We start from the raw sequence: 610 nt of genomic DNA, 5'->3' as shown, positions 1-610 counted from the left end.
TCTCCACACACTGTCATCAGTAGGGTAGATTTACCTGCACCGTTAGCACCAATTAGTGTGACGATTTCACCCTTATCGACGTTCAACGAAACGCCTTTAAGTGCTTGAATCTTTCCGTAGTAGGTATGGACATTATCGAGTACTAACATCAAACCTCTCCCAAATATGCTTTGATTACGTCTGGATTTCCTTTGATCTCTTCTGGAGTACCAGAGGCAAGAGGAGTTCCTTGATTGATAACGTAAATGTTGTCTGAAATACCCATTACGAGATTCATGTCGTGCTCAATTAGCAATACCGATACGTGGTAATCTTCTTTGAGCGAAACAATTAGATTATCTAGGTCTTTCGTTTCTTTCGGGTTTAGGCCAGCCGCAGGTTCATCAAGTAGAAGCAGCTTCGGTTCGGTTACCATGCAGCGTGCTATTTCTAGTCTGCGCTGTTGGCCGTAAGACAAGTTGCCCGCCTCGCGGTTAGCGACATCGGTCAGCCCCACTTTGTCGAGCCAGTATCTCGCGCGGTGCATCGCACGTTCTTCAGACTTCTTATAAGCAGGCGTATTGAATAAACCTGAGAGTAGGTTGGTATTTGAGTGTCGATGCTGGGCAAC

Annotated in this window: 2 protein-coding genes; both read right to left on the bottom strand. The window is 45.9% G+C overall.

The window, feature by feature from the left end; genetic code table 11:
- Window positions 1–149 (bottom strand): ATP-binding cassette domain-containing protein (locus A3738_RS29090; protein ID WP_156503925.1); only part of this gene is annotated, 149 nt, incomplete at its 3' end.
- Window positions 149–610 (bottom strand): ATP-binding cassette domain-containing protein (locus A3738_RS03735; RefSeq protein WP_156503924.1); only part of this gene is annotated, 462 nt, incomplete at its 5' end. The genes A3738_RS03735 and A3738_RS29090, both read right to left, overlap by 1 nt.

Source organism: Oleiphilus sp. HI0066 (assembly GCF_001635725.1).
This window is presented reverse-complemented; position numbering and strand designations above follow the sequence as displayed.